At 69.9% G+C, this 22,248-nt stretch carries 24 protein-coding genes; 14 read left to right on the top strand and 10 right to left on the bottom strand.

Annotated features, from left to right (window positions below):
• Nucleotides 1-201 precede the first annotated feature (201 nt).
• Entirely contained in the window at nt 202-2,217 is a 2,016-nt protein-coding gene (gene ftsH / locus IEZ13_RS28135; protein ID WP_183224353.1) for an ATP-dependent zinc metalloprotease FtsH, read from the top strand.
• Nucleotides 2,217-2,861 carry a GTP cyclohydrolase I FolE gene (gene folE, locus IEZ13_RS28130; RefSeq protein ID WP_183224440.1) on the top strand — a complete coding sequence of 215 codons (645 nt, stop codon included), beginning with the start codon at nt 2,217-2,219 and terminating at the stop codon, nt 2,859-2,861. The genes ftsH and folE overlap by 1 nt, the downstream gene beginning before the upstream one ends.
• On the opposite strand, the gene IEZ13_RS28125 is transcribed toward folE, so the two are convergent.
• The 3 genes from IEZ13_RS28125 to IEZ13_RS28115 are packed head-to-tail and all read right to left on the bottom strand — an operon-like array spanning nt 2,854 to nt 6,386.
• On the bottom strand, nt 2,854-3,114 hold the full coding sequence (locus IEZ13_RS28125) for a hypothetical protein (protein ID WP_183224355.1): 261 nt from the start codon (nt 3,112-3,114) through the stop codon (nt 2,854-2,856). The genes folE and IEZ13_RS28125 overlap by 8 nt on opposite strands.
• Nucleotides 3,115-3,117: 3 nt before the next feature.
• Entirely contained in the window at nt 3,118-3,801 is a 684-nt protein-coding gene (locus IEZ13_RS28120) for a hypothetical protein (RefSeq protein ID WP_183224357.1), read from the bottom strand.
• On the bottom strand, nt 3,798-6,386 hold the full coding sequence (locus IEZ13_RS28115; protein WP_183224359.1) for an FtsK/SpoIIIE domain-containing protein: 2,589 nt from the start codon (nt 6,384-6,386) through the stop codon (nt 3,798-3,800). The genes IEZ13_RS28120 and IEZ13_RS28115 overlap by 4 nt, the downstream gene beginning before the upstream one ends.
• Before the next feature lie 203 nt (nt 6,387-6,589).
• Here IEZ13_RS28115 and IEZ13_RS28110 point away from each other — a divergent pair, with 203 nt between their 5' ends.
• From IEZ13_RS28110 to IEZ13_RS28090, 5 genes are read left to right on the top strand one after another with little or no spacing between them, the layout of a single operon-like run.
• On the top strand, nt 6,590-6,949 hold the full coding sequence (locus tag IEZ13_RS28110) for a hypothetical protein (protein WP_183224361.1): 360 nt from the start codon (nt 6,590-6,592) through the stop codon (nt 6,947-6,949).
• A gap of 42 nt (nt 6,950-6,991) precedes the next feature.
• Nucleotides 6,992-7,306: a hypothetical protein gene (locus tag IEZ13_RS28105; protein WP_183224363.1), complete on the top strand. Its 315-nt coding sequence runs from the start codon at nt 6,992-6,994 to the stop codon at nt 7,304-7,306.
• Entirely contained in the window at nt 7,303-8,298 is a 996-nt protein-coding gene (locus IEZ13_RS28100; RefSeq protein WP_183224365.1) for a WXG100-like domain-containing protein, read from the top strand. Before IEZ13_RS28105 ends, IEZ13_RS28100 begins: the two co-directional genes overlap by 4 nt.
• Before the next feature lie 19 nt (nt 8,299-8,317).
• Nucleotides 8,318-8,608: a hypothetical protein gene (locus IEZ13_RS28095; RefSeq protein WP_183224367.1), complete on the top strand. Its 291-nt coding sequence runs from the start codon at nt 8,318-8,320 to the stop codon at nt 8,606-8,608.
• Nucleotides 8,609-8,638: 30 nt separating this feature from the next.
• Nucleotides 8,639-9,175: a hypothetical protein gene (locus tag IEZ13_RS28090; RefSeq protein WP_229795120.1), complete on the top strand. Its 537-nt coding sequence runs from the start codon at nt 8,639-8,641 to the stop codon at nt 9,173-9,175.
• A gap of 3 nt (nt 9,176-9,178) precedes the next feature.
• Here IEZ13_RS28090 and IEZ13_RS28085 read toward each other — a convergent pair whose 3' ends face one another.
• The 7 genes from IEZ13_RS28085 to IEZ13_RS28055 are packed head-to-tail and all read right to left on the bottom strand — an operon-like array spanning nt 9,179 to nt 17,351.
• A complete protein-coding gene (locus IEZ13_RS28085; protein ID WP_229795118.1) occupies nt 9,179-9,766 on the bottom strand; it encodes a hypothetical protein in 588 nt (195 codons plus the stop codon).
• 11 nt (nt 9,767-9,777) lie between these two features.
• Entirely contained in the window at nt 9,778-10,896 is a 1,119-nt protein-coding gene (locus IEZ13_RS28080; RefSeq protein WP_183224371.1) for a M23 family metallopeptidase, read from the bottom strand.
• Nucleotides 10,893-11,435, bottom strand: coding sequence for a hypothetical protein (locus IEZ13_RS28075; protein WP_183224373.1), 543 nt, complete (start codon nt 11,433-11,435; stop codon nt 10,893-10,895). Before IEZ13_RS28075 ends, IEZ13_RS28080 begins: the two co-directional genes overlap by 4 nt.
• A 3-nt stretch (nt 11,436-11,438) precedes the next feature.
• On the bottom strand, nt 11,439-13,376 hold the full coding sequence (locus tag IEZ13_RS28070; protein ID WP_183224375.1) for an MFS transporter: 1,938 nt from the start codon (nt 13,374-13,376) through the stop codon (nt 11,439-11,441).
• Nucleotide 13,377: 1 nt separating this feature from the next.
• Entirely contained in the window at nt 13,378-16,686 is a 3,309-nt protein-coding gene (locus IEZ13_RS28065) for an ATP-binding protein (RefSeq protein ID WP_183224377.1), read from the bottom strand.
• Nucleotides 16,687-16,723: 37 nt separating this feature from the next.
• Nucleotides 16,724-17,086, bottom strand: coding sequence for a hypothetical protein (locus IEZ13_RS28060; protein ID WP_183224379.1), 363 nt, complete (start codon nt 17,084-17,086; stop codon nt 16,724-16,726).
• A 1-nt stretch (nt 17,087) separates the two neighbouring features.
• Complete coding sequence (locus tag IEZ13_RS28055) at nt 17,088-17,351, bottom strand: hypothetical protein (RefSeq protein ID WP_183224381.1); 264 nt, start codon at nt 17,349-17,351, stop codon at nt 17,088-17,090.
• A gap of 362 nt (nt 17,352-17,713) precedes the next feature.
• Here IEZ13_RS28055 and folP point away from each other — a divergent pair, with 362 nt between their 5' ends.
• The 7 genes from folP (at nt 17,714) to IEZ13_RS28020 (ending at nt 22,145) form a co-directional block, all read left to right on the top strand.
• Nucleotides 17,714-18,538, top strand: a complete 825-nt coding sequence (gene folP / locus IEZ13_RS28050; protein ID WP_183224443.1) for a dihydropteroate synthase — start codon at nt 17,714-17,716, stop codon at nt 18,536-18,538.
• Nucleotides 18,535-18,897: a dihydroneopterin aldolase gene (gene folB, locus IEZ13_RS28045; protein ID WP_183224383.1), complete on the top strand. Its 363-nt coding sequence runs from the start codon at nt 18,535-18,537 to the stop codon at nt 18,895-18,897. Before folP ends, folB begins: the two co-directional genes overlap by 4 nt.
• Entirely contained in the window at nt 18,894-19,421 is a 528-nt protein-coding gene (folK, locus tag IEZ13_RS28040) for a 2-amino-4-hydroxy-6-hydroxymethyldihydropteridine diphosphokinase (protein ID WP_183224385.1), read from the top strand. The genes folB and folK overlap by 4 nt, the downstream gene beginning before the upstream one ends.
• A complete protein-coding gene (locus tag IEZ13_RS28035) occupies nt 19,418-19,936 on the top strand; it encodes a DUF3180 domain-containing protein (RefSeq protein WP_183224387.1) in 519 nt (172 codons plus the stop codon). Before folK ends, IEZ13_RS28035 begins: the two co-directional genes overlap by 4 nt.
• A gap of 138 nt (nt 19,937-20,074) precedes the next feature.
• Complete coding sequence (locus tag IEZ13_RS28030; RefSeq protein WP_229795116.1) at nt 20,075-21,283, top strand: ABC transporter permease; 1,209 nt, start codon at nt 20,075-20,077, stop codon at nt 21,281-21,283.
• A 40-nt stretch (nt 21,284-21,323) separates the two neighbouring features.
• Entirely contained in the window at nt 21,324-21,608 is a 285-nt protein-coding gene (locus tag IEZ13_RS28025; protein WP_229795114.1) for a hypothetical protein, read from the top strand.
• A 45-nt stretch (nt 21,609-21,653) separates the two neighbouring features.
• Nucleotides 21,654-22,145: a hypothetical protein gene (locus IEZ13_RS28020; RefSeq protein WP_183224445.1), complete on the top strand. Its 492-nt coding sequence runs from the start codon at nt 21,654-21,656 to the stop codon at nt 22,143-22,145.
• The last annotated feature ends 103 nt before the right edge of the window (nt 22,146-22,248 follow it).

Here is a 22,248-nt window from a genome sequence, read left to right as displayed (position 1 = left end):
CTGAACCGCCCTGACTTCCCCACCGATACCCGGTCTTCGCGCTACCGCCTCACGGGTTCGTTGGCGGCACCTACGGTGTACGGTCGAGTGACCAATGGCGTAGTCGTCACAAGCGCCGGAGGGGCCGCCCACCACGCGGCGACGTTGAGGTGACCAGGACGCCGATCAGGAGGGTCCGGGCGCTTGGCGCCCGACAACAGTATGGAACGTACGCGTTTCTTCCGCCGCCCGGTGGTCTGGATCATTCTGGTGATCATCGGCGTAGTGGCGCTGAGCTCTTTCTTCACCAGTGGTCCGAGCTACCAGAGGGTAGACACTTCGGTCGCTCTCGACCGTCTGAACCAACCCGGGATCAAGAAGGTCGTCCAGAAGGACAAGGAGCAGACGCTCCAGATCGATCTCGAAAAGGCCGAGACGTTCAACAACAAGTCGACCGACAAGATCGAGACCCAGTATCCGTACGAGCTCACCGACGAGATCTGGAACCAGGTCGACCAGGCGAAGGACCAGAACCGGATCTCCGGCACGGTCAACGCCACGGTCTCCGGTGACAACATTCTCCTCAGCATTCTGATCAACCTGCTGCCGATCGCGATCCTCGTGGTCCTGCTGCTGCTCTTCATGTCGCAGATGCAGGGCGGCGGCTCGCGCGTGCTCAACTTCGGCAAGTCCAAGGCGAAGATGATCACCAAGGACACGCCGAAGACCACGTTCGCCGACGTGGCCGGTGCTGACGAGGCGGTCGAGGAGCTCCAGGAGATCAAGGACTTCCTCCAGAACCCGACGAAGTACCAAGCCCTCGGCGCCAAGATCCCGAAGGGTGTGCTGCTGTTCGGCTCCCCGGGTACCGGTAAGACGCTGCTGGCCCGGGCCGTCGCGGGCGAGGCCGGAGTGCCGTTCTACTCCATCTCCGGCTCGGACTTCGTGGAGATGTTCGTCGGTGTCGGCGCCAGCCGGGTCCGCGACCTCTTCGAACAGGCCAAGTCGAACGCTCCGGCGATCGTCTTCGTCGACGAGATCGACGCCGTCGGCCGGCACCGTGGCGCCGGCATGGGCGGTGGCCACGACGAGCGCGAGCAGACCCTCAACCAGCTGCTGGTCGAGATGGACGGCTTCGACACCAAGGGCGGCGTCATCCTGATCGCCGCGACCAACCGCCCGGACATCCTGGACCCGGCCCTGCTGCGTCCCGGCCGTTTCGACCGGCAGATCCCGGTCGACAACCCGGACATGGAGGGTCGCAAGGCGATCCTGCGGGTGCACGCCAAGGGCAAGCCGTTCACGCCGGACGTCGACCTCGACTCGGTGGCCCGCCGCACGCCCGGCTTCTCCGGCGCCGACCTGGCCAACGTGATCAACGAGGCCGCGCTGCTGACCGCCCGGCACGACAAGCGGGCGATCGGCAACGACTACCTCGAAGAGGCGATCGACCGGGTCATCGCCGGCCCCGAGCGCCGCACCCGGGCGATGAGCGACAAGGAAAAGAAGATCACCGCGTACCACGAGGGTGGGCACGCGCTGGTTGCCTACGCTCTGCCGCACTCGGCCCCGGTGCACAAGGTGACGATCCTGCCGCGTGGCCGCTCGCTGGGCCACACGCTGGTCCTGCCGACCGAGGACAAATACACGCAGACCCGTGCCGAGATGATCGACACCCTGGCGTACGCGCTGGGTGGCCGGGCCGCCGAGGAGCTCGTCTTCCACGAGCCAACCACCGGCGCCGGCAACGACATCGAGAAGGCCACCAACCTGGCCAAGGCCATGGTCACCCAGTACGGCATGAGTTCCAAGCTGGGCGCCGTCAAGTACGGCACCACCGGCGACGAGCCGTTCATGGGCCGCAGCATGGGCCACGACAAGGCGTACTCGGACGCGGTCGCCGCCGACATCGACGGCGAGGTCCGGGCCCTGATCGAGCTGGCCCACGACGAGGCCTGGGAGATCCTGGTCGAATACCGCGACGTGCTCGACAGCATGGTGCTTGAGTTGATGGAGAAGGAGACCATCACTCAGGAGGACATGAACCGGATCTGTGCCCGGGTGGCGAAGCGCCCGCCGATGTCGCCGTTCAACGGCTTCGGCAAGCGCCTGCCCTCCGAGGCGCCGCCGGTGCTCACCCCCGCCGAGCGGGAGACGCTGAAGGCGCAGGCCGAGGCGGACGGGCAGATCGCGGTCGGCCAGAACCCGAACGCGAACGGTGCGGAAGGCAGCAACTAATCAGTACGCAGCAGGAACTCGACTATCTCGCCGCCCGCCTGGTCGACGGCAAGCTCACCGGTACCCCGGTGGAGCAGGCCGTCGACCTCGGGCGGATCGAGAAGGCGGTCCGGGAGATCCTCATCGCCGTCGGTGAGGATCCGGACCGTGACGGTCTCCAGCGCACCCCGGCCCGGGTGGCCCGGGCCTACGCGGAGCTGTTCGCCGGCCTGCGGGTCGACCCGGCCACCGTGCTCACCACCAGCTTCGAGGCGGACCACGAGGAACTCGTCCTGGTCCGCGACATCGAGCTGCAGAGCATGTGCGAGCACCACCTGCTGCCGTTCAAGGGCGTGGCGCACATCGGCTACATCCCCGGCACCGACGGGCGCATCACCGGCCTGTCGAAACTGGCCCGCCTCGTCGAGGTGTTCGCCCGCCGCCCACAGGTGCAGGAGCGCCTCACGTCGCAGATAGCCGACCTGCTGATGACGCAGCTCGGCGCCCGCGGCGCGATAGTCGTCCTGGAGTGCGAGCACCTCTGCATGGAGATGCGCGGCATCCGCAAGGCCGGCGCCCGGACCGTCACCTCGGCCGTGCGCGGCGGCTTCCAGACCGACGGCAAGGTGCGGGCCGAGGCGATGGCCCTGATCAACGCTAGATGACGTTGCGGTACTGATCGGCCGAGTCGATCGCCGCATGCGTGAGCTGCGCCGCCTCGTCCAACCGGGCCCGTGCCTGCTCCAGATGCGCGATCGCGGCCGCGGCGGCCGGATGGAACGAACCGACCGCGGTCATCCGCATCCGGGCCAGCGCCTCGTCCAGCTGATCGGCCACGGCCCGGATGCCGCCGACCGCCTGCCGGGCGCCGTCCACCGTGGCCGCTACGTTGACCTTGACTTCCTCGACGTTCGCCATGCCCTAATTGAACAACGCTTCCAGGCCGGTGCCCGCACAGGTGAGCAGCACCGGCGTCAGACAGGCGATGAGCCCGGCCACCGGCGTGCGATCCACCTTCGCCCCCTCAGCGCCGTAGACGAATCCGATCGTCGCCCACCCCATGCCGAACGCCAGCAGCGGCATGCTCAGCCCGCACAGCAGCGCGTAGGTCGACGACGAACCCGGCGGGGCGACCAGGAACAGCAGCACCTGCACGATCAGCACAGCGGCCGCGAACGGGCCGTAGATCAGCAGGTTGCGCGCCCACGGCCGGACCGGACCGGCCGGAACCGGCCCGATGAAGGCATGATCCGCGGCGTCCGCGGTGACTCGCGCCTCCCGCAGCGCCGTCAGCACGGCGGGCGGTCCACCGGCCACCCGGTCCAGCGCCGCCGCCTGCTCAGCGGGTTGCGGCGTCAGATCCCTCTCCGGTACGCGGAAATCGCGCGCCAGGCGAGCCCGTTGCGGCGCCAACCGCGCCCGGACCGAGGTCAGCTCCTGCCGTGCGGCCGCCACCGTCGCGGCATGCTCACCCGCCGACGAACTGGCCGCCCGGCGCAGCGCGTCCAGCTCCCGGGCCGCCTCCAGATAGTCCGCCCACGGCCCCGGCGCCGGTGGCCCCGCCTGCACCGGGATCACTCCGTGCTGTTCCGCCTGGTCGGTCACGGCGCGTCACTCTCCGGCGCTACGAAAGGGACCACGGTCACCGTGCGATCGGCATGCCGGTCGTGCAGCAGCGCCCGGTTCTCCCGCGGCTGCCAGTCCACCGGACGGCCCAGCATCAGCGACACGTCCGACTGCGGAACGTTCAGGAACAGCAGACCGGCCACATCCTCCCGGCCCATGCTGCCGCCGGTCTCCTCATTGAACCGGCGCACCCCGCGCCACCAGGACAGCAGATGCACGCCACGGCTCGGGCCCTCCCGCAACAGCCGCCGCAGGCCGGTCAGGCTGCCCGGCGGCGCGGCGTCCAGCCCGAACACCACCCGGTAACCCGGCCGCTCCGGATCCAGCTCGGCGGCCAGCCCGGCGGCGTCCACCACCGTCACCTCCTGCCGGTGCCCGATCTCGGCGGCCAGCTCGGCGGCCAGCTCGTCACCCTCGGCCACCATCGAGGCGATCACGAACCGGGTGGTCCGCGGCGGGTGGCAGGCGGCCAGACTCCGGGCCGCCGCGTCCAGCACCTCGGCCCCGGCCGGCTGCGAGCCCAGAACCGCCAGATGCCGGCCCGGCGACGAGTCCAACGGGAACGCGGCCGACGACAGCGCCACGTCGATCACCCGGCCGACCAGCGCGGCCGGGCGCGCCACCCGGCCCGCCAGCGCCGCCCGGTACGTCGGATCGTCGGCCAGATGCTGATGCGCGTAACCCGCGAACACCCGCGGCGGCTGCGCCTCCTGGTCGCGGGCACCCCACAGCCGGTGCCGCAGATCGCTCAGCAGCCTCTGATCGGCGTGCGGATCCGGGAACCGGACCACCCGCTCGTGCCCGCGCGTGGCGCCCCGCGGCCCGCCCAGGCCACCGGCCGTGTTCACCACGGCGCTGCCCATCGGCAGGCCGGCCGCCGCGTCGTTCGTCGGCTCCAGCACGTCCCCGCCGCCCGGCAGCGCGATCCGCACCGGGAACTGGCCGAAGATCGAGTCGCGTTTCGCGTACAGCGCTTCGACACCGAGGACCGTCTGGCTCGCCAGGACCAGATGGATCCCGTACGACCGGCCCTTGCGGGCCAGCGACTCCAGCAGCGCCACCGCCTCGGCCGCCATCGGATCGTTGCCGGCCAGCAGCACCTGGAACTCGTCGATCACACACAGGACCCGGGGCAGCGAACCACCCCGGCCCTCCTCGGCGGCGACCGCCCGCAGATCGGCGAACCGCGACACCCCGGCCCGCTTGTAGGCCAGCGACCGGCGGCCCATCTCGGCGTCCAGCTCGCGGAGGACGGCCAGGCCGTACTCCCGGTCCGACTCGACACCGACCGCGCGGGCGTGCGGCAGCCACGTCCGGTCCCGCTGGGTCGGGACGAACTCGGCGAACGACACGCCCTCCTTGAAGTCCAGCAGGTACAGCGCCAGCTCGTCCGGGCTGTAGCGGGCGCCCAGCCCGTACAGGACATTGATCAGAAAGGCGGTCTTGCCGGCGCCGGACCGACCGCCCAGCATCCAGTGCGGGGTCAGGTCGTTGAACCGCAGCACCAGCGGCACGTCACCGTGATGGCCCACCACGGTCTCCACACCGGCCGCCGCGTCCTGCGACCACAACTCCTCGTCCGGCAGCAGGTCGGAGAGGGCGACCCGGGACGCCTCCGCCGAATCGGCCGCCAGCTCCCGGCAGACCGCGTCGATCAGGCGCGGCGGCGGATCCTCGTCCAGGAACACCGGCGCGTTCAGCCACGTCGCCGCCGGCGCCGACCCGAACGTCCCGCCCGGCGGGTCGCCGACGATCGCATACGGGTTGCGCACCGAGATGGCCGTCGTCCGCGGCAGCGGCGCCTGGGTCGTCTCCGCGGTCAGCGGAGGCGGCGGCCAGCCCGCCACGATCAGATGCAGCCCGGAATCCGGGCCCTGCTGAGCCAGCGCCGCGATCCGCCGCAGCTCCTCGCCCTCGGTCAACTCCGGCAGACTCGCGATCACCACGAGCAGACTGCGATCCCGCCGCCCCCGCCGGCCGCCGGACCGGGCCGGGCGCAGCCACTTCTCCGCCTCGGACAGCACATCCCGCAGGCCCTGCCGATCGGTCGCCGGCGGCGACATCAGACCCGCGTCGGACAGCTCCTCGAACGGCGCGAACACCGCACCGCCACCGACCCCGTCCACCGCGCGCACCAGCAGCGAACCCGGCGGTGCGGCCGCCAGCAGACGCAACAGCAGCGACCGCAGCAGGCCGAACACCCGCGGATCGGTGGCCGTCGCGTCGATCGTCAGATGACCGGTGCCCAGCAGCGGAACCACGGCCGGAAAACGCACGTCGTCGAGCGGCTGCGCCAGCCCCACCCGGACGAACTGCGGTATCCCGTCCCCACCCAGCGGCGCGACCGGGGACAACGCGTCAAGCGTCGACCCCAGCCAGCCCGGCGCCAACCGCGCCGCCGCCGCCCGAAGCCGGTCGGCCAGACGATGCTGCTCACGCGGGTCGGCGGCGGCCGGAGCGTACGCCTCCAACGCGACAGCGGCCGCGTCCGCCGCCGCCACCGCCTGCCGGTGCAGAGCAGCGGCCTGCCGGACCCGCAGAGTCGAATCAGCCACTGCCGTCACCTCCTGTCCGCGCCATAAAACCTATCCCAGACCCGCCCGGTCACCGCGTTGCGTCCCCGGTGCGACTTTCGTGCCGGACCGGTCGCGACCAGTCCATTCAGGACCACCACCGAAACGGTGCGTGTCGGCTTGAACCCGAAGCGTGCAACAGCGGTATTCATACCCACACGATCCGCGCGGGACGGCAGCGAGGGGAGGCCGCGGTGGACCACACGCAGAGGCACGGTGAGCACGCCCGATCCACCCACACGGTGGAATCCGGCGACACCGCCGACTACATCGCGTCCGCCGGCACCGGCGCCGACGGCCTGGTCCGCATCGAACTCGACGGCGACGGGCGACTGTGGGACGTCGTACTCGACCCGCAGGTCACCGAACTCACCGTCGACGAACTGCGGACCGCCCTGTTCGACGCGATCACCGAGGCGCAGGCCGGCATGGAGACGGAACACCGGACGGCGTACGAGGACGCCGTCGCCGACGTCAACACCGCGGCCGAACGCCGCTTCGCCGAGATCTCCGCGGCCCTGCACGACCTCTCCCGGCGGGCGGCCGGACGATGAGCGAGCTTGCGAGCGCCACCGGACCGAAGCGGAGGTGACGGCATGAACGTACGGATGAGACTGGACCCGGAAGCGGTGGCGTCGTCCGGCCGCGCCCTGGCCGGCATCGCGCAGCGGATGGCCGACGACGTCGCCGTCCTGGAGACCACCGTCGCCGGCCCCGGCAACCCGTGGGGCGGCGACGACAGCGGCGGCGTCTTCGCCGTCGCCTACCAGGCCGTCCTCGGGCACGCCCTACAGGCGCTCGGCTCCCACGTCCAGCAGATGGGCGAGGCCGCGCTCACCCTCACCGAACAGGCCAGGGCCGTCGCCGCCACCGACGCCACGGCCGCGGCCGCACTGAGGGCCGAATCATGACCATCGAACTGCCCCCGGAACTCACCGAGCCGCTCGAATGGCTCGGCCTCAGCTGGCCGGAAGCCGACGAGGACCGCCTCTACGCCGACGGCATGGCCTGGATCCAGCACGGCACCCGCCTGCGCCTGCACGCCGCCGACGCGGACGCGGCCGCCCGCCGGGTGTGGCTGGAGAACGAGGGCGCCACCGTCGAGGCCTTCGAACAGTGGTGGAACGGCGACGACGGCCCCGGCCGCCACCTCGCCGACGCGGCCACCGCCGTCGAACTGATCGGCGCCGGCCTCATCGCCATGTCCGGTGTCACGGTCGCCCTCAAGACCGCCTACCTGGCCCAGCTCACCCTGCTCGCCTTCCAGGTCGGTCAGGCCATCGCCACCGCCGCCGTCTCGGCCGGCGCAACCCTCGCCGAGATCCCGCTCTTCGTCGCCGCCAGCCGGATCGCCTGCCGCCAGCTCGTCCACAAGGCGCTCCAGGTGGTCGAGGGCGAGATCGCCCACTCGTTCACCCAGGCCGCCGAACTTCTCCGCACGGCCGGCACCAAGGCCGCCGCCCAGCACGCCGGCCAACTCGCCAAGCACTTCGGACAGAACTCCGAATTCCACCGCCTCATGCGCGAGGTCGAACGAGCCGACGTACGCAGCCCCATCGACGGCGCGAACTTCTACTCCGGCAAGGACAGCGCCGGAACACCCATGCGGGTCTACGCCGAGAAACACACCGACGGCGTGACCTCGGTGACGCTCGAACAGACGCCGGGTGGCGCCAGGTTCGACGGCATGCTCCTCTATGAGGACGGGTCGCCGATTCGCAACAACCAGGCCGACAACGTCTGGGCACGCCTTTCCGAGAGGTACGCCGACGACGCGCATGGAGCGGTGACGGCCTGGGCGCACGAGCCGCGCGTCAACAGCATCTGGAACACCGTGGAGAAGCCGGCCTTGGAGCGGAATCCGGAAGTGACGAGGATAGGTGTCATCGACCCCGAGGCGTGACGTTCGGATGGAGGCACGGATGGGGGTGGAGGAGATCCGCAGCCAGGCGGCGCGGACCGACACCGGCGTGGTCCTGCGAAGCGTCGACCGGGAGACATTGCGGGCCGACTACCGGGGCCACAGCATGGTCCTGCCGGTCGACCGCGGAATCGGCTCCTACGGCGTCTACCTGCCCCGTGTACCCGTCTGGGACGACGGCGAGCCGATCGCCGCGGACGACCTCGCCGTCATCCGCGCGGCGGTCGTCGAGGTCCTGGAGCACTGGGGCACCCTGACCGAGTTCATCACCCTGCCCGAGTGGAACCCGTAGACCCTCTGTGGACGAACTACTGTCGTATGTATGCAACGCAGTGAGCCTGGCGCCGGTAGGGCCGGATACGAGGGGGACGTCGCGGTGACGCCCCCGGAACGTCCCCGTGCCCGCCTGCAGAGCCGCCGGGCCCGCCTGTGGCTGGCCATGGGCGGCGGCATCATGGCCCTCCTCTGCCTGGGCGGCGTAGGCGCCGTCTTCCTCCTCTACAACGACGCCACCGAGATCAAGCGCACCGCCCCTGACGCCGTGGTCGACAACTTCCTTGCGGCATTCCTCGTCAACAAGGATGAGAAGGAGACCGCGCTCTACCGATGTGAGTCCGGCGGCGATTTTGCTCAGCTGGAGCAATTTCGTGACGATACGGTCCAACGTGAGCAGCAATTCTCTGTGGGAATCTCGGTCACCTGGTCGAGCCTGGAGGTAAATACTGGCGGCAAGACAGGGACCGTTGGAGCTGATTTAAAGCGGACCATTTCGGGCCAAGCTGGCCGAGATAGCAGTTCGTGGGAGTTCGTGGTTGTTGACGAGGATGGATGGCGCGTGTGTGGGGCTAGGCAAATCTGAGATCTATTCGACCCACACCAGGTGCGCCGGCACCTCTAGCGTGCGAGGTATCTTCCCGCTCCAGCCCCACCTGTACCAGTCGAGTTCCTGAGCCACGCGCACGGTGACCGTGCCGTCGTCGCTCACGTGGGTCTCGGTGACGGCCCGCAGGTCACGGCGTTCTTCGCCGTCCTCCAGAACCTGTGTGACCCGTCGCCCGGTCAGTGAATCCGCGTCGATCGCCGCCACCGGGGGCCGCCGCGGCGGCTCATCGAGCGAGACCAGCTGGTTCACCTTGGCGCCGGGAATGCTGGTGCCCGCGAATCCTAATTCCTCGACCCAGACCCGCTCGACCGGAACCAGTGCGGCGAATACCTCGGTCTTTTCCGCCTCGGCCCTGTACCACTCGGCCTCCGGCATCACCGGAACGTAGGTCCGGCTGCCCTGTATCACCTTTTCGTCGGCCCGGAGATCGCCTCGCCAACCGTGGCCGGGCAATCCGACGAGCACGCGCCGTCCCCGCAATTCGCCGGCCATGGTGGCCGGAGTCGGCACTATCGGGCGAGGCGATTCCAGCGCCCCTTCCCGGTGCCCGCCGAACGGGTCCGGCATCGTTCCGCCACTCATCCCTGGTTCCCCAACGCTGCGCCCTGCTGCTGCATGAACTGAACCGGATCGACCGCGCCGGCGCTGGACCGGTCATTGTTCAGATGGACCTCGAAGTGCAGGTGCGGCCCGGACGAGTTGCCGCTGCTGCCCACCCGGCCGATCACCTCACCGGCCGTGACCTGCTGGTTCTCCCGTACGAACGGCCGTTGCACCATGTGACAGTAACGCGTCATCACGCTGCCCGCATGGATGATCTCGACCATCCACCCGCATCCGCCCTTACCCGGGTAGCCATCTACATTGCACGTCTTGCGGCCCCGGAAATCCTCGTCGCATTTGACGAGCGAGACCACTCCGCTAGCCGCGGCCTGGATCGGCTTGTACTTCTCCACGCTGAGGTCCACACCCTGATGGGTAGGACGTGAGGCACTGCGGAATCCGGAACCGACCGGCGCCTTCAGGGGAATGGTCCATCCGGAGGCCGCGATCTGTCCCGCTGCCGCGCACTCCAGCGTGATCTGGTTGCCCACCGCGTTGGCGGCCCCGTCGGCCAGCATGTTGACGATCTGCGTGGCCAGCGGCTCATGCTTCGCGTAGGCGTCCGGGTAGGCACTGATCTGGACCGCCTGCGCGGCCTCGGTCAGTGCCATGTTCTCCCAGCCCTGGATCGTCTTGAGCTTGTCGTAGAACTTCGTGCTGGCGTAGACCGGATCCTGAACCTGTTGCGGCGTGCCCCAACCCGTGCTGGGCCGTTGCTGGAACAAGCCGAGGGAGTCGTGGTCGTTGCGCGAGCCCAGGTGCCCGAGGTTGTTCAGCCGGGACTCCTGCATGGCGGTCGCCACCGCGATCACCCAGGCCCGGGGCGGCAGCTGCATGTCGACGCCGACGTTGATGATGATGGCGGCGTTGCGGATCTGGGCGGCGCCGTAGGGCCGGATCCGCGGCAGTTTGGAATCCGGATCGACCGCGCCGCCCTTCCCGCAGCCCAGTGACGCGTTGAGGAACCGGTCGTTGTCGTTGTTGGTGAGTCCGTTCAGCAGCAGGACCGTGAGGGTTCCGCCACAGCACAGCAGCGCGAGCGTGGTGACCAGGGCGACGACGAGGACTGCCTTACGGGGACGACGGAACTTCACGCCGGTTCCCAGTCGATGCCGTCGACGAGCCAGTACCCCTCCGGTGCCACGAGCCGAAGACCGAGCTTGCCGGAATCCATCGTCACGGTCGCGTTGACCATGGTCTCGTTGACCGCCACCAGGGTCGGTCGCCCGATCACCCGATCAGCCGGAACGCTGGTCGGGTCGACCCCGCGCAGCTTGTCCGCGAGCGCTTTGGTCGCGTTCGGTTGCAGGCGGCTCATCCACTTCTTCGCGGTGATGTCCGAGTGGTTGACCCAGGCCGAGGCGAATGCGTAGGCGACCGCCTCCGGCTGCGCCCGCCCAGGGCTGGTCTTCGGAGTCGGCGGCGGATCCGGGGAGACGACGCTGTCGTTGTCCGAGGGATCCACGCTGATCACCGGTGCCGGACTGCTGTTCCCGAGAGGAGGCGACGCCTGCCCGTCGGAGAACAGCCGCCCGATGCCCACGACGGCCAGAATGATGGCGGCGATGACGATGCCGACCCCCCAGCGGGATCTGAAGATCCCGTTGAGGCCACGCTCGATCAACCGGGGCATCTGCTACCTCGCCTCGGAACGCACCCGCGGGCTTGCCGGCTCCTGACTGGTCGAGCCCGTCTCCGGCCGGTAGATCGCGTAGGAGGCGGGCCGTTCTGCGACGTCCGGCTCGGTCCAGTCGGAATTGGCGCGTGAGCGAGCCGGCTGAGACTGCTTGGAGGGCGCTGTGGAAGGGCCGGCGTCATGAACGGATTCATTTCCGTCCGGCCGAGTCGGGGCACCGGCGGGAACGATTTCGGTGCTCTCGCTGCGTCGAGAGTGCGTCGGATCCTCCAACCGAGACTCTGGCCGAACAGTCCGCTGCCCGGCGGCCAAGCCGCCCTTGCCGAATGTCGGTTCCCGCGTGCCGCCGCCTTCGGCGACTTCCAGCTTCGCCGCCTCCCTCATGTCCCGGAAGAAACGTCGATGCCATGAGCCACCGGAGGCGATTGCCGCTGCGCTGTCCTTGCCTCCGAGTTGGGTGATGCGGCGGTATGGCCGCAGGAGCAGCCAGCCGACCACCCCGCAGAGCCAGACCAGGACCACCTGCAACCAGCCGGGAAGGCTTGCAGTGTTCATGATCAGGTCAACGGCGAAGAGATAGATCGCTGCGCCGGTTCCAAAGATCGCGATGTTGAAGACAGCCGCGACCACCGCGTTGCCGAGCCGGCGGATGCCCGCGCTTGCTGGGCGGAGCAGGCCAATTGTGCCGAGCACTGGAGCTGCGATTACGGCCCAACGGAAGATCAAGAAGCCAAGTAGCACCAGAAGAGATGCTGTGAAGTCGAACATCGCGAACAGGATTGACGCCAGCATGGCGATGAATCCGGCGCCGATACGGTCCATGCCGTTGACACCCTGGAGGTACAGGTAAGCCTCCTGGTCCTCCTGCTTGATTTGCTCTGCGACCTTCATCCACTGAGTGTTCTTGCGATCCAGCGTGGCGTCCCGAGTCTGCGGGTTGCTCCGGATCTTCTCTACTTCATCCCACTTAAGTGTCTTGGCGTCGTAGAGCGCTTCACCATACTTTTTGGCGGTCTCGCTGTCTGCGGAGCCGAGTAGACCGCGAAGCCAATTGCGGTAGAGCATGGTTTCCGTCGCGGTGTCGCTGGCGCGCACGGCTGGTGGGCGGGTGTCTGTGCAGGCGTTCGGGCCGAGGGCACACTCCTTGGGCGGCTCCTCTGGTCGAGGGCCGATCGCATCGTGGACCACGCCTAGGGTGCTGATCAGAGTCTGGTCGGCGATATTCGCTGACCGTACCGGCCACGCTGCGATGGCTGTGACCGCGACCATCACGACAAGCGCCCAACCGACCGTAGTCGTAGCAGCGCCCATCTCGGCCTGACGGGATCGCCAAAGGAGGTAAAGACCGATAACGGCGAGCGTGATTACGCCGAAGACACTGAAGACCTTCTGGTAGACGGCCTTGGTTGCCTGGTCGACGAGCGGATCCGCCCAACCCCAAAGCGTTTCCGGGTTCCATGCCCGCTCGCGAAGCGCATTGGAAGCCCCGATGACGGCGGTCGCGACCATGAACTCGCCGTTGGCGATCGTTGTCTCGAACTTTTGATCCGCGTCAACAATGGTCGATGCGCAGCCGCTTTCCATGTCATAGGTGGTATAGCTGTAGCCCGCGTTCCCATAGTCGCTGTACAGGCCGGGGAAGTCGTTGGAGGTGGCAGAGGTTGGGCGCTCAGCGAACCATCCCGCCAGACCGGAGTCCGGAGTGCTGGGAGTCGGAGGGTTGAGGCACTGCGCCCGCGTGCTACCGACTTCCGCGAGGCGATCGACGCAGGCTTTGAAGTCCTGCTGCCACTCCTCGACGCTGCAGGCGCCGCCCGGGACCTTAGTCGGCGGCGGAGGCGCCGCACCCGCGCTGGAAGGCGCCGCGACCGCCCAAGCGATCGACGCCACCACCGCGACGAACAACGTGGTGAGGAACGCCAACCCCCGCCGTACCATCTCAAACCTCCAGGTCGGACGGGAGTGGCACAACCGTCGGCGGCGCCACGCCCGGAGTCGTATCCAGGTGTTCGAGCAGCCCGTCGACATACGAGACGTCGACGCGCACTTTCTGGACCCGCCCGTCCACGTCCCGCATCACGAACTCGCGGAATCCGAGCCGGTGCTGGGAGGACGTGTCGACCTGGGAGAGGGACGCGAGCGTCGCCTCGTACCCGTCGTGGACCGGCACCCGCAGGAGCCGGAGCGCCTCGGACGCGATCTCCTGGTCTTCGGCGATCCGGCCGACGAAGACGGTGGAGACCAGGTTCTGGACGTCGAGCCCGAGGATGTCGCGCGGGTTCTGGGACGCCACGAGGGCGGCCAGGTTCCATTTCCGGGAGTCGCGGGCGAGGCGGACCAGGAAGGACCGGCCGGAGCGCCAGCCCTCCATGAAGTGGGCCTCGTCCAGGCCGACCATTTTGCGGGAGGACATCGAGCCGCCGTAGCAGCGGCGGACGGCCAGCCGGTGTGCGGTGTGCAGCATCGGCAGGGCGAGGGACTCCTCCGCCGACCAGTACTCCCGCTCGATCTTGAGGTCGGGCAGTCGCAGGCCGGCCATGGTGATCACGGTGAGTGCCGCGTCGGCGCCGAGCAGGTGCTGTGGCGGGTGCCCGAAGAAGAGCAGCGCCAGCGGCATCTCGGCGGTGTCGAGGAGCAGGTTGGCGAGTTCCTTGCCCTCGTCGTCGTCGAGACCCTGGAGGGTACGCACGACGTCGTCCAGTGTGGAGGTCTCCTCGGCCGGCACCTGCCGCACCGCGTGGCGCAGCAGTGTGGCGGTGGAGGCTTCCTTGGCGACCTGTGGCGGCACCAGCATCGAGCAGATGTCCTGGACGAGCATGCGCCGCTCGGCCCGGGCGTTGGAGACGGCGATCTCGTACTCCCGGTCGCCGGCCGGCCCGGTCGGGAACTCGGACCGCACCGGGGTCGGGATGAGCGAGTACGGCGCCAGCGTCCCCTGTTCCGACCCGGTCAGGTTGAGCACCCGGCTGTACGGCCGCAGCTCCGGCATCTGGCACAACCGCGCGAGCGGCCCGGACGGGTCGAGCAGGGTGACCTGCACCCCGCGGCGCGCGTTGAGGTAGCCGAGCGCGCCCATCAGGGTCGACTTGCCACCACCGGGTTCGGCCACGAAGACGCCGAGCCCGGAGCGTTCCCGGACCTCCATGGGGAAGTGCAGGTCGAGGAAGACGGGCCGCCGGCAGGTTCCCGCGGTACGCCCGATCAGGTCGCCCCGCCGGTCACCGACCGTGGACGCCGCCTGCGGGAGGGCCGCGGCCAGCAGCTTGACCGGCATGCGGCGGACGTACCCGGTGTTGGCGATCGGCTCGCCGGGGATGAACTCGCGGGCCAGCTGGTCCTGGTTCTTCGGGTGCTGGAGCGAGATCCGCATCTCCCGGGAGTAGAGCTGGATCAGGCGCCGGGCGCGTTCCAGGCACTCCTCGCGGGTGGCGCCGCCGACCGCGATCCGGTGCCAGCCGTGGGCGCGGGCCGACTCGACCGGCAGGCCGGTGGTCATCTCGTCGCCGATCACGAGTGCCCGCTTGGCGAGGCGTTCCAGCTCGGGCGGGGCGTCGATGCCGTGTTCGGCGTAGTCGAGCTGCTGCGAGCGGATCATCCGGAGCCGGTGTTCGAGGTTCTTGAAGGAGCTGCCGGAGCCGAGGATGTCGATCCGTGAGGAGATCTCCATGGGCCAGGGCAGCCGCTCGTGGAAGTGCATCCACGGCTCGTGCTTCTCCGGGATCTCCAGCGGCTCCATCCGGCCGACGGAGAGCACGGCGACGTGCCGTTCCTCGCCGGACATCCGGTTGACCAGCTTGACCGTCGACCCGTACGGAGTCCGGTACCGCTCGACCTGTTCGGTGAGCGCCAGCAGGTCGCCGGTCTCCCAGTGGCCGTTGGTGACCGGGGAGAGCAGCCCGGGCGGGGCCATGCACAGCGCCACCGACCGGTAGAGCAGCCACTCCAGCTCCTGCGGGGTGACCCGGCGCCCGCGCATGCCGAACGCGTTGAGCACCTCGTCGAACTGTTCGACGGTGCGGCCGAGCTTGCGCCGTTCGCCGTCGGAGGTGCCGCGGCCGAAGACGCGCAGGATCCGTTCGGAGAAGGTGTCGCCGAGCGACCGCCGCGCGAACGTCACCCCGAGGTACGTCTGTCCCTCGGCGTGGTTGATCGAGAGTAGGTGCCGCTGGGCCGCGACCAGATGGTCCGACCAGGAGGTCCCGCCGTGCACGTCGGCGAGCGGCTTGGTGGTGAACGAGTCGACGGTGCGGGCCCACTCGTCGGCCGGGAAGGGCCGGGTGGTCCGGCGCAGGTGCAGGCGGAAGCCGGCGAGCCCGGCGTACTGCTCGGAGATGGCGCTGAGCAGGGCCTCGCGTTCGGCGTCCGGCCGGAACGCCCAGCGCACCTCGGGCAGTTGGTACCAGGCGGTGACCGTGCTCTGGGTGAACGTCAGGTGCCCGGCGATCTCGCTGATCGCCAGCTCGACGGACGGGTCACGGTCGTTGAACTTGAACTTCGGCGCCCGGACGGGCGCCGGCTTCGGCTCCCGGCGCTCCTTGCGCTGGGCGGGCGCCTTCTCCTCGCGGCGGGCCGGGGCCTTTTCCGGTACGGGCACCGGCAGCGGCGCGGGAGAAAGGGGGGCGGGCACGGCCGACACCGGGGCCTGCCACACCGGAACCGGGTCGGCCGGCGGCGCGACGGCGGGTCCGACCGCGGCGGGTGGCGGCCAGTCCTCGAAGTCGGTCCACCCGTCGTCGTCCACCTCGGGTGCCGGGGCCCTGCCGTTCTCCTCGAAGAAGTCCGGTTCGGGCCCGACCGGCGCCCGGGTGAAGGGCGCCCCGTTCCACCCGCGCGAGGTCTCCATCGGCGACGGCGAGACCGGCGGCGGGGAGACCGGCTGCGAGGAGACCGGTGGCGGCGAGAGCGGTGCCTGGGCGACCGACGGCGGTGGGGCGACGGGCGGTGCGGCGACGGGCGGCGGGAGCGAGATGGGGTGAGCTTCACCCGATCGGGGACCCGGGGCACCGCCGAAGAGGTCGAGGAAGGGGGAGTCGATGTCCAGGGTGCTGTCCACGCCGGACCCTCGCGGCCGGACCGGCTGCGGCGCCTGGAAGACGCCCACTCCACCGTGCCCGGGCGCGGCGACGAACTCGTCGGCATCGTCGACCGGGTCGGGTAGGGAGTAGTTGTCCGAACGCACACCGTTACTCTGCCTGCCCGGGGACGAGGCGTCCGCCCGGGGATGCCCGTGCGGATACGTTCCGGTCATGCGTGGACCTCGTGCGCGTGGATGAAGCGGCAACTGGTCATACCAACTCCTCCCGAACCCGGATGCGAGTGGCGACAAGTCTGGGGTCGCGCTGCTCCACGGCCGGCTCGCGGGTGCGGCGCCAGTCGGTGAGCGCGGTCTTGATGACGGCACGGGCCGGCCGGTCCGGGTCGACGTGCCGGAACACGTACGACGTGGTGACCATGGCGAGGGCGATCTCCCAGGCCGGGAACGGGTCGACCTCGAGCGTCATCAGGTAGTGCAGGAACATGAAGAGCGGCACCAGTACGACGAACATCCCGTACTGCGCATAGGGCAGATGGACGGGCAGTGTGTAGCCGGGCGGGCCGAGATAGACCAGGCGCGCCCGGTAGATGTCGTCGTCGGTCCGGAGCCGCATCTCAGTTGAAGATCAGGTCGATGATCGACTCGCCGACGAAGAACAGCGTCGCGGCGCCGGCGATGAACGCCAGGCCCACGATCGCGATCGCCGAGCTGGTGAGCACTTTGGAGATCTCACCCTTGCTGGCCCGGCCGATGAAGATCACGCCGAGGACCGCGAGCAGGATCGGCGCGATGTTGCTCGCGAAGAAGGTGACGATGCCTTCGGTGTTGATGTTGCCGGCTGGCTCTGCGGCCAGGATGGCGATCTCGGTGGCGATCATCGGTAAACCTCCCGGTGTCCGTGGGGGGTACGGACACACTGCAGTTGTGAAGCCGTACGGCAACGCCCATATGGTGCTACCTCTGACTCACCGCGTCGAGTGAGCCGTTCGGGCACTGCCATGCTCGTCTCTGCTCTCTTCGGTCACTTCATGATGCCCAGTTCCGAAGAGTACGGCCCGTACATGCGAGCAACAAGCGCCCGTTTCGTTACCCAAGGTGAAGGAGTGCGTGAATCCTCGCCACGTGCCATCGTACGCGTGTTCGAAGGACCACTGCCCCGTACTCTTCACCTGTGTCCACTTCGCCGACAGACGCGCAGCTCACGGGGTCTGAACTGCTTCGCCGGGATCACCCGGTCGTGATGGGTGTCCTCAACGTCACGCCGGACTCCTTCTCTGACGGTGGGAGATACACCGACCTCGACGCCGCGGTTCAACACGGCGTCGCTCTTTTTTCCGAGGGCGCGCACGTCATCGACGTCGGCGGCGAGTCCACCCGGCCGGGCGCGGAGCGGGTGGACGCCGCCACCGAGATCACCCGGGTGGTTCCGGTGATCGAGGCGTTGTTCGCCCACGGCGTACCGGTCAGCATCGACACCACCCGCGCGGCGGTCGCCGAGGCGGCGCTCGCGGCCGGCGCCACCGTGATCAACGACGTCTCCGGTGGCCTCGCCGACCCGGCCATGGCGTCGGTCGCGGCGGCCGCCGGGTGCCCGTGGATCCTGATGCACTGGCGCGGTCACTCCCGCGAGATGCAGAAGCTCGCCGTCTACACGGACGTCGTCACCGAGGTCCGGGACGAGCTGCGGGCCCGCGCCGACGCGGCGATCACGGCCGGCGTCGATCCCGGCATGATCGTCCTGGACCCGGGTCTCGGCTTCGCGAAACTGCCCGAGCACAACTGGGCGCTCAGCGCCCACCTCGACGTACTCATCGAACTGGGTTTCCCGGTCCTCTTCGCGGCCAGCCGCAAGACCTACCTGGGCCGGCTGCTCGCCGGGCCGGACGGCACGCCGCGGCCGGTGGACGGCCGCGAGGCGGCCACCCTCGCCACCTCTCTGCTGGCGGTCGCCGCCGGCGCCTGGGGTGTGCGGGTCCATGAGGTCCGCGCGACCGCCGACGCGCTCGCGGTCTGGCAGGCGACGGGCGCACCGGCGATCCGTGCCGAAGTGAAGGAGGGCCGATGACCGGACGGATCACGCTGAGCGGCCTGCGGGCCCGCGGCAACCACGGGGTGTACGACTTCGAGCGGGCCGAGGGGCAGGACTTCGTGGTCGACGTGACCCTGGAGCTCGACCTGGGCCCGGCCGCCCGCAGTGACGACGTGACCGACACCGTCCACTACGGCGAGCTGGCCACCGCCCTGGTCGGTGTGCTCACCGGTGAGCCGGTCAACCTGCTGGAGCGGCTCGCCGACCGGCTCCTCGACGTGTGCCTCGCCGACCCGCGGGTGGAGTCCGCCGAGGTGACCGTGCACAAGCCGCAGGCGCCGATCCCGCACGAGTTCGCCGACGTGGCGGTCACCCTGCGCCGGGACCGCCCGTGACGACTGCGGTGCTGTCCATCGGCGGGAACCTGGGCGACCGGCTCGCCCACCTGCGGGCCGCCGTGGCGCTGCTCGGCGACAGCGTCACCGCGGTCTCCGGGATCTACCAGACACCTCCGTGGGGAGACGGTGCGCAGCCGCCGTACCTCAATGCCGTCGTCCTGGTGAGGGATCCGGGCGCGACCCCGCGCGACTGGCTGGACCGGGCACACGCGTGCGAGACGGCCGAAGGCCGGGTCCGTGACCCGGGGCGACGGTTCGGGCCACGGACGCTGGATGTCGACGTCATCGCCGTCCGGCGGGACGACGGCACCCCGGTCGTCGACGACGATCCCGTCCTCACGCTGCCGCACCCGCGCGCCCACCTGCGGGCCTTCGTGCTGGTGCCGTGGCTCGCCGTGGATCCGGAGGCCGAGCTGCCGGGGCACGGCCCGGTCGCCGCGCTGCTGGACACGCCCGAGGTGGCGGCCGACGTCGCCGGTGTCACAGCCCGTCCGGAACTGTCGTTAGAGTCGATGGAGTGAGCGTCAACCCGGGCAACGACCCTTCGCGCCGGACCGATCCCTCGCTCCGGCCGACCAGAGCGTCGGCGCTGATCGTGGCCGCTCTGGCGGCCGCGGCGGTGGGCTGGCTGCTGATCTCCACGAACGACCTCTTCTACTACATCTCCCCGCTGCCGTGGACCGGCGCGGGCGTGCTCGGGGTGCTCGCCATCGCCGAGGCCTATCTCGCGCAGAACACCAGCGCCCGGATCCAGCGGAAGCCGGGCGCGCCGCCGGTCCAGCCGCTGGCCGTGGCACGGTATGCCGCTCTCGCCAAGGCGTCCTCACTGGTCGGCGCCCTGTCCGCCGGGTTCACCGCGGGCCTGCTGGTCTGGCTGCTGCTGGAGCCGACGGACGAGGCCGGGTCGAGCGTGCCCACCGCGGCCACCACCCTGGCCGCCGCGATCGCCCTGATCGCCGCGGCCCTCTGGCTGGAACGCGCCTGCCGGGTCCCGGAGCGCCCGGACCGCGAGGACGACGAAGCCGACCGCCGTTGACGAGCCGTTGATGATCTTCGACGAAAGATGGCCTCTGAACTGAGGCCATCTCGTTTCCGTATGCTTTGCGGCGGGCGGCACACAGCCGGAGTAGCGTGCGCCTCGAACCGCTCGTGGAGGCGTAAGGAGGCGCGGACCATGGCGTACGACGACACCACCTTCCGCCGGCCCGGTGACGAGAAGACCGAGAGCGACCCGGCCGCCTACCGGCGCCGGGTGCAGTACGACGACACCGCCGGCACCACCCTGGACCAGTCGCTGCGGAGCCCGGTGACGACCACCGGCGCGCTCCCGGCCGTGACCGACGACGGCCGCGACCGGCTCGGCATCCACCTCGGCTGGGAGGTCATGCTGCTGGTCGCCGCGGGCGTCCTCGGCTTCCTGCTGCGCCGGGAGGACGTGGCCGCCCTCCAGCGCCCGGCCCTCGACGCGCTGCTGGTCACCGGAGCCGCGATCGGCCTGCTCACGCTGGGCGCCGGGCTCACCCTGCGGGCCGGCGTGCCGAACCTGGCCCTCGGGCCGATCTCCCTGGCCGCCGCCCTCCAGTACGCCGAGAACGGCGACCAGGGCGTGGTCAAGGCGCTCGTCCCGGCACTGATCATCGCGGCCGCCGGCGCCCTGGCGATCGCCGCCCTGGTGGTCGTGCTGCACGTCCCCGGCTGGGCCGCCACCCTGGCCGCCGGGCTCGGCGTCATCGTCTACATCCAGATGCGGTCCGGCCCGGTCGTCGTGCAGGGCGACTGGGACCCGACCGGCAAGGCGTTCCTGTTCTTCGGCGGGTTCGCGGTGCTCGCGGTGCTGGGCGGGGCGCTCGGCGCGATCGGCCCGGTGCGCCGCTTCGTCGGCCGGATGCGCCCGGTCGGCGACCCGGCCCGCCGCCGTGGTGCGGCCGCCGCCGTCCCCGCCGTACTCGCGCTGATCGTCTCCTCGGTCTTCGCGGTCGGCGCCGGAGTGCTGTTCGCCGCCCAGGCCGACCGCCCGATCGAGCCGGAGACCGGCATCGAGTGGACCGGCATCGCGCTCGGCCTGGCCATGCTCGCCGGCACCAGCGCCTACGGCCGTCGCGGCGGCATCTTCGGCACCCTGTTCGCGGTGACCGCCCTGACCCTCTTCCTGGAGTACTCGGACCGCCTCGACCTCAAGATCGCCCTGTTCGCGATCGCCGCGGCGGTCTTCACGGCGGGCCTGATCGTGACCCGGTTCGTCGAGTCGTACGGCGCCGCCTACCAGCCGGCGGCCACCGAGGAGTGGAACGCCGCGGCGTCCAACGGCACGTGGTCGCCCACCCTCCCGGAGACGTGGAACTCGCCGGCCACCCCGGCGCCGCGCAGTGACCGTTGGGGATGACGGCCGGTGGGGTGCCACCTGCTGACCTATGCTTTCGGACATGACCTCGCAAAGCTTCGCGGAGCTGGACGCCCTGCCCACCGAGGTCCTGCGTGTGCAGGCGTTCGCACGGGCGCGGGAGAAACACGACATCGCCTTCTTCTGGGCGGTGCTGCGGCACCTGCCGGACGCGGCCGACGCCGCCTCGCTGGACGGGGCGCCCAACTCGATCGGTCCCACGGTCGACGAGGCGGTCGCCCTGTGGCGCGAGTTCGACGGCCGCGATCTCGGGGAGCAGGAGCCACTGCTGCGGGCGGCGTTCATCGACTACCTCAGCAAACAGTGACCGTCATCGTTTGAAAATCATGCCCCGGTGGGAATTCGCGGGGGCATGGCTCTCGGTAACCGGTACAAGACCGCACCCGGTGCGGGCACTCTTGCCGCACTCATACTCGTCCTGGTCTTCGGCAGTCCGTGGTATGCGGACTGGGCCCAGGAGAACACGTCCCCCGACACCGCGGGCGGCTGGTGGCTGCGGCTGCTGGCCTGGCCGCACTGGAGTTTCGACACCGACGACTCGTTGCGTGACGTGATCGTCGGCGACCTCAAGGCGATCCTGGTGGTCGTGCTGACCGCGCTCTTCCTCTACCTGCTGCCCGGTTCGCAGCTGGCCCGGGCGCGCGGCACGATCAGTCAGTTCTTCGCCGGCTGGGCCGCGTACATCTTCGCGGGCGGATTCGCCGCCCTGCTGGCCACCCTGTTCCTCAGCAACCCGTCCCTGCTCGGCGCGTTCAACGCGGCCGGCTCGGGCGCCCAGTACGGCCTGTTCACCGGCTGGATCGTCGGCCTCGCCTCGCTCGGCGGCTGGCGCGGCACCCACTGATTCCGGCGGCCGGTTCGGTGGCCTCGCCGAAGGGCGAGGCCACGGCCGGTTCATGCCGTCCCGGGACGGATGGTTTTGTCACGGGCGCACTCTCGGTAACATC

The organism is Actinoplanes campanulatus, from assembly GCF_014647795.1.
In the GTDB taxonomy this organism is placed as follows: domain Bacteria; phylum Actinomycetota; class Actinomycetes; order Mycobacteriales; family Micromonosporaceae; genus Actinoplanes; species Actinoplanes campanulatus.
This window is presented reverse-complemented; position numbering and strand designations above follow the sequence as displayed.